Origin of the sequence: Bradyrhizobium valentinum (genome assembly GCF_001440405.1) — a bacterium.
GTDB classification, from domain to species: domain Bacteria; phylum Pseudomonadota; class Alphaproteobacteria; order Rhizobiales; family Xanthobacteraceae; genus Bradyrhizobium; species Bradyrhizobium valentinum.
The window spans coordinates 4,790-9,813 of record NZ_LLXX01000196.1 but is presented as its reverse complement, the minus strand read 5'-3'; the positions used below and the strand labels follow the sequence as shown (position 1 = coordinate 9,813).

Sequence of the window (5,024 nt, the reverse complement as noted above, 5' to 3'; positions counted from 1 at the left end):
CGAAGCCGACGACGCGAAGCGCCGCTGCCCCGGCTGTCGCCCCTGGTCCTGCTCCCATTGCACCGCCGGCGCGCAACCCTGCATCGGCCAATGCCAGCGCCAATACGCCGATATCGCTGTCGCCGCAGGGCGATCCCGCGCAGCCGCCGACCCGGATGGCGGCGACCAATCCGGCCCAGGCGGCCGCCCCGGCCGGTGGTGGTTATCTGGTTCAAGTCTCCTCGCAGAAGAACGAGGCCGACGCGCAGGCTTCCTATCGTGCGCTGCAGGGCAAGTTCCCGAGCGTGCTGGGGCCGCATTCGTCGCTGGTGAAGCGCGTCGATCTCGGCGAAAAGGGCGTCTACTACCGCGCCTTCGCCGGTCCGTTTGGCACCTCCGATGAGGCGGCGCAGGTCTGCAGCAGCCTGAAATCCGCCGGCGGGCAGTGCTTCGTCCAAAGGAATTAATGGCGGTTTCCTTGACCCCGGTGCTCTGAGGGGCCTAATCGGCCCCCATGAGCAGCCGCGCATTCATCACGGGCGTATCGGGACTGGAACTGAGCGCCACGGAGCGTGAATTCATCCGTGGGATGCGGCCATGGGGCTTTATCCTATTCAAACGCAATATCGAGACGCCAGATCAAGTATCTGATCTCGTTGAAGAATTACGGGATTGTGTGGGCGAGGCGGATGCACCGGTCCTGATCGACCAGGAAGGTGGGCGGGTGGCCCGGCTCGGGCCGCCGCACTGGCCGGTTTATCCGCCCGGCGCCGTGTTCGGTGCGCTCTACGATCTCGAGCCGGCGCTGGGCCTTCAAGCCGCGCGGCTCAGCTCACGCCTGATCGCTGCCGACCTGCTCGACCTCGGCATCACCGTGGACTGCCTGCCGCTGGCGGACGTGCCGGTGGCCGGGGCCGATGCCGTAATCGGCAATCGGGCCTATGGAACCGAACCGGCCAAGGTCGCAGCGATTGCCCGGGCGGTCACCGGGGGGCTGGAGCAGGGCGGCGTGCTGCCGGTGCTGAAGCACATTCCCGGCCATGGGAGGGCGACCGCCGATAGCCATTTTCGCCTCCCGACCGTTGATACGTCGAAAGAAGAGCTGGAACGGACCGATTTCGCGGCCTTTCAACCGCTGGCGGACCTGCCGATGGCGATGACCGCGCATGTTGTGTTTAGCGCGCTGGACCCCGCCCAACCGGCGACGACTTCTGCGACAATCATCCGGCAGGTGATTCGCGGCGCAATTGGGTTCCAAGGCTTGTTGATGAGTGATGACGTGTCCATGAATGCGTTGGCGGGATCGATCGCCGAGCGGACCCGCGCCATCGTCAACGCTGGCTGCGACATGGTTTTGCATTGCAACGGCAAGCTCGACGAGATGCGCGACGTGGCGCGCGAGACGCCGGAACTGGCGGGTGAGGCCTTAGAACGTGCCAAGCGGGCGCTGGCCTCGCGAAAACAGCCTGAGCCCTTCGACCGACAGGCGGCACGGGCTGAACTTGAAGCGTTGATGGATCGGGTAGGAACGGCATGACGGCTGAGATTCTATCGTTTGAAACCGGACGGCCCGCCGAAATCACCGAAGGCGAGCCGGCGCTGGTCGTCGACGTCGAGGGCTATGAGGGCCCGCTCGACCTGCTGCTCACGCTGGCGCGGCAGCAGAAGGTCGATCTCGCCAAGATTTCGATCCTGGCGCTGGCCGACCAGTATCTGACGTTCATCGAAGCCGCGCGAAAAATCCGTCTCGAACTGGCGGCGGATTACCTCGTGATGGCCGCCTGGCTCGCGTTCCTCAAATCGCGGCTGCTGCTGCCCGAGCCGGCCACGCCGGACGGCCCCAGCGCCGAAGAAATGGCGACCGCCTTGGCCAACCGGCTGCGCCGGCTCGAGGCTATCAGAGAAGCCGCCAACCGGCTGATGAACCGGCCGCAGTTCCAGCGCGATATCTTTCCGCGCGGCAATCCGGAAACCATCGCCGAAATCCGCCACCCCAAATTCACCGCAACCCTGTTCGACCTGCTCACCGCCTATGCCGCGCAGCGCCAGCAGCGTGTGCTGGCGACCGTGCATCTGACCAAGCGCACGGTGTGGTCGCTGGCTGAAGCGCGCGCCTCGCTGGAGCGGCTGGTCGGTATGGCCGACGCCGAGGACTGGAGCTGTCTCGACGATTATCTGCTCACCTACGTCGTCGATCCCTCGCAGAGGGCGACGGTGTTTGCGTCGAGCTTTGCCGCCGCCCTCGAACTGGTACGGGAAGGCGAGATGGAATTGAACCAGAAAGAGGCGTTCGCGCCGCTTTATTTTCGCAAGCGTCCGCCGCAGGCAGCGATGCCCGCGCCGGATATGACGGTCGAGTAAGTGGAAGGAGACCTAGCCATGGCAAGCCTGGCGGAAAAACGCATGGAAGATGCCGAGGATCATCCCATCGACCAGAATACCGAGGTTGCGGCGCGGCCCGAGGAATTGCGGCTTCTCGAAGCGCTGCTGTTTGCCTCTGCCGAGCCGATCGATCAGGCGACGCTCGCCAAGCGCATGCCTGATGGCGTCGATGTCAAGGCGGCACTGGCGCAGCTACAGGCGGAATACGCCCCGCGCGGCGTCAATCTGGTGCGGGTCGCCAATAAATGGACGTTCCGCACCGCCGGTGATCTGTCGTGGCTGATGACGCGCGAAAGCACGGAGACGCGACGCCTGTCGCGGGCGGCGATCGAGGTGCTCGCGATCATCGCCTATCACCAGCCGGTGACGCGTGCCGAGATCGAAGAGATCCGCGGCGTGATCACATCAAAGGGAACGCTGGATGTGCTGCTCGAAACCGGCTGGATCCGCCCCCGCGGCCGCCGCAAGACGCCGGGCCGGCCGCTGACGTTCGGCACGACGGAAGCGTTCCTGTCGCAGTTCAGCCTGGAAGCGCTCGGCGACCTGCCGGGTCTCGAAGAGTTGAAGGGTACAGGGCTACTGGATTCGCGGCTGCCTTCCGGCTTCAGCGTTCCGACGCCGTCAGACGACGTGGCGCTGCGTGAGGACGAGGATCCGCTGGAGGCCGGCGACAATCTGGAACTGCTGCTGGCGCCGGCCGCCGAGCCTGAAGAGGGCAGCGGAAGCTAGTTCCGAAGGCTCCCCGGGCTATTCGCTCAAGCGGGGTTAACAATAGCCATAATGCGTAGCCGTGACAGCGATTTGCCGCGGCAGGGGTCCTTGTTTTTGATACCTCTCGGGCCTACCTTCCGCCAAAGCTTGGCCGGAAGCCGGCCGTCTCTTTTGGAGGGTTGCAGGATGGGTTCTCTTAGCATTTGGCACTGGATCGTCGTGATCGCAGTGGTCCTGCTGCTGTTTGGCCGTGGCAAGATTTCGGACCTGATGGGCGATGTCGCGAACGGCATCAAGGCCTTCAAGAAGGGCATGCAGGACGATGAGAAGGCGCCCGAAAAGCCCGCTGAGCCGGTGAAGACCATCGATCACAATGCGACGCCGGCGCCGACGGCGGCGCGCACGGATGTCGGCAGCAAGGCTGTCTGAACTGGGCAGCTTGAACCAGGCGTCGGTTGAACGACGCCGGTTGAGAAGAGGCGCGGGCAGCTCCAAATCTTGGCTATGATGGATTGGGGCGCGGACATCTCGCGCGAGCGGAAGAATTCATGTTCGACATCGGGTGGAGTGAACTGGTCGTCATCGCGGTTGTCGCGCTGATTGCCATCGGCCCGAAGGAGTTGCCGGGCGTCCTGCGCATGGTCGGGCAATGGATGGGCAAGGCGCGCAAGATGGCCGCCGAATTCCAGGGCCAGTTCCAGGAAGCCATGCGCGAGGCCGAAATGGCCGACCTCAAGAAGAGTTTTGACGAGGTCAAGGACGTGGCTACAGGCCTCTCGCCGGCCAATGTCATGACCTCGCTGCAGAAGGACGTCAGCGACGCTCTGCAGATCGGCGACATCGACAAGCCTGCCACGACCCCACCCAACGATGCGCAGGTGGCCTCCGCGATCAGCGAGCCTGTCACGCCGACGACGCCTGTCGCACCCACGCCGGAAACGTTTGTCGAGGCCGAGGCGCATGCGGCCGTCTCCGAGCCGCCGGCGATCACGCGTGAAGTTCAAGCGGTCCAGCAGGACGTTGCGCCGGCCGCGCCTGACATTCTCAAGGACGCCAAAGCGTCATGACCATCGAAGACATCGAGGCCAGCAAGGCGCCATTGATGGATCACTTGATCGAGCTGCGCTCGCGGCTGATCAAGGCGCTGCTCGGCTTCGGCATTGCCTTCATCTTCTGCTTCTTCTTTGCCAAGCAGATCTACAACGTGCTGGTATGGCCGTTCGTCTGGATCGCCGGCGCCGAGAATTCGAAATTCATCTACACCGCGCTACTCGAATATTTCCTCACGCAATTGAAGCTCGCACTGTTCGGCGCCGGGTTCATTTCATTCCCGATCGTGGCGACGCAAATCTACAAATTCGTGGCGCCCGGACTCTACAAGCATGAACGCGGCGCGTTCCTGCCGTATCTGATCGCAACCCCGTTCTTCTTCGTGCTCGGCTCGCTGCTGGTCTATTTCGTGGTGATGCCGATGCTGGTGCGGTTCTCGCTCGGCATGCAGCAGATGGGCGGCGAGGAGAGTGCGCAGATCCAGTTGCTGCCCAAGGTCGGCGAATACCTCTCGCTGATGATGTCGCTGATCTTCGCCTTCGGCGTCGCGTTCCAATTGCCGGTCATCCTGACGCTGCTGGGTCGGATCGGCATCGTCACCTCCCAGATGCTGCGCGAGAAGCGGCGCTATTTCATCGTGATCGCCTTCGTCATCGCAGCCGTGCTGACGCCGCCCGATGTCATCAGCCAAGCCTCGCTCGCGATACCGCTGATGGCCCTGTATGAGGGCGCGATCGTCGCCGTCCGCATGGTCGAAAAGAAGGCCGCGGCCGCGCAGGCCTCAAGCGGGAGCCCACCCGCCAGCCCGCCCCCGGAAACCAACCCGGCGGAATAGGGCGTCAGGGCCGCATTTTTCCCTATCATCGCGCCGTGCTGCTCATGATTCGTCATGCCCGGGCTTG

General features: G+C 63.9%; 7 protein-coding genes. All 7 read left to right on the top strand.

Annotation, left to right across the window (positions count from 1 at the left end; translation table 11 throughout):
• A partial coding sequence (locus CP49_RS34835; RefSeq protein WP_197423335.1) for an SPOR domain-containing protein occupies window positions 1-446 on the top strand: 446 nt, incomplete at its 5' end.
• A gap of 47 nt (window positions 447-493) precedes the next feature.
• Entirely contained in the window at window positions 494-1,516 is a 1,023-nt protein-coding gene (gene nagZ / locus CP49_RS34830; RefSeq protein WP_057854633.1) for a beta-N-acetylhexosaminidase, read from the top strand.
• On the top strand, window positions 1,513-2,340 hold the full coding sequence (locus CP49_RS34825) for a segregation and condensation protein A (RefSeq protein WP_057854632.1): 828 nt from the start codon (window positions 1,513-1,515) through the stop codon (window positions 2,338-2,340). Before nagZ ends, CP49_RS34825 begins: the two co-directional genes overlap by 4 nt.
• Window positions 2,341-2,358: 18 nt before the next feature.
• The gene (gene scpB / locus CP49_RS34820; RefSeq protein ID WP_057854631.1) at window positions 2,359-3,090 is read left to right on the top strand and encodes an SMC-Scp complex subunit ScpB; all 732 of its coding nucleotides are present in this window, start codon (window positions 2,359-2,361) and stop codon (window positions 3,088-3,090) included.
• A gap of 168 nt (window positions 3,091-3,258) precedes the next feature.
• Window positions 3,259-3,501 (top strand): twin-arginine translocase TatA/TatE family subunit, encoded by a 243-nt coding sequence (locus CP49_RS34815; RefSeq protein WP_057854630.1) that lies wholly within the window; start codon window positions 3,259-3,261, stop codon window positions 3,499-3,501.
• 119 nt (window positions 3,502-3,620) lie between these two features.
• The gene (tatB, locus tag CP49_RS34810) at window positions 3,621-4,139 is read left to right on the top strand and encodes a Sec-independent protein translocase protein TatB (protein WP_057854629.1); all 519 of its coding nucleotides are present in this window, start codon (window positions 3,621-3,623) and stop codon (window positions 4,137-4,139) included.
• The gene (gene tatC / locus CP49_RS34805; RefSeq protein ID WP_057854628.1) at window positions 4,136-4,957 is read left to right on the top strand and encodes a twin-arginine translocase subunit TatC; all 822 of its coding nucleotides are present in this window, start codon (window positions 4,136-4,138) and stop codon (window positions 4,955-4,957) included. Before tatB ends, tatC begins: the two co-directional genes overlap by 4 nt.
• The last annotated feature ends 67 nt before the right edge of the window (window positions 4,958-5,024 follow it).

Bases quoted from the DNA above. Each gene is read 5' to 3' on its own strand.
- nagZ (WP_057854633.1), top strand. From the start codon at position 494: ATGAGCAGCCGCGCATTCATCACGGGCGTATCGGGACTGGAACTGAGC.
- CP49_RS34825 (WP_057854632.1), top strand. From the start codon at position 1,513: ATGACGGCTGAGATTCTATCGTTTGAAACCGGACGGCCCGCCGAAATC.
- scpB (WP_057854631.1), top strand. From the start codon at position 2,359: ATGGCAAGCCTGGCGGAAAAACGCATGGAAGATGCCGAGGATCATCCC.
- CP49_RS34815 (WP_057854630.1), top strand. From the start codon at position 3,259: ATGGGTTCTCTTAGCATTTGGCACTGGATCGTCGTGATCGCAGTGGTC.
- tatB (WP_057854629.1), top strand. From the start codon at position 3,621: ATGTTCGACATCGGGTGGAGTGAACTGGTCGTCATCGCGGTTGTCGCG.
- tatC (WP_057854628.1), top strand. From the start codon at position 4,136: ATGACCATCGAAGACATCGAGGCCAGCAAGGCGCCATTGATGGATCAC.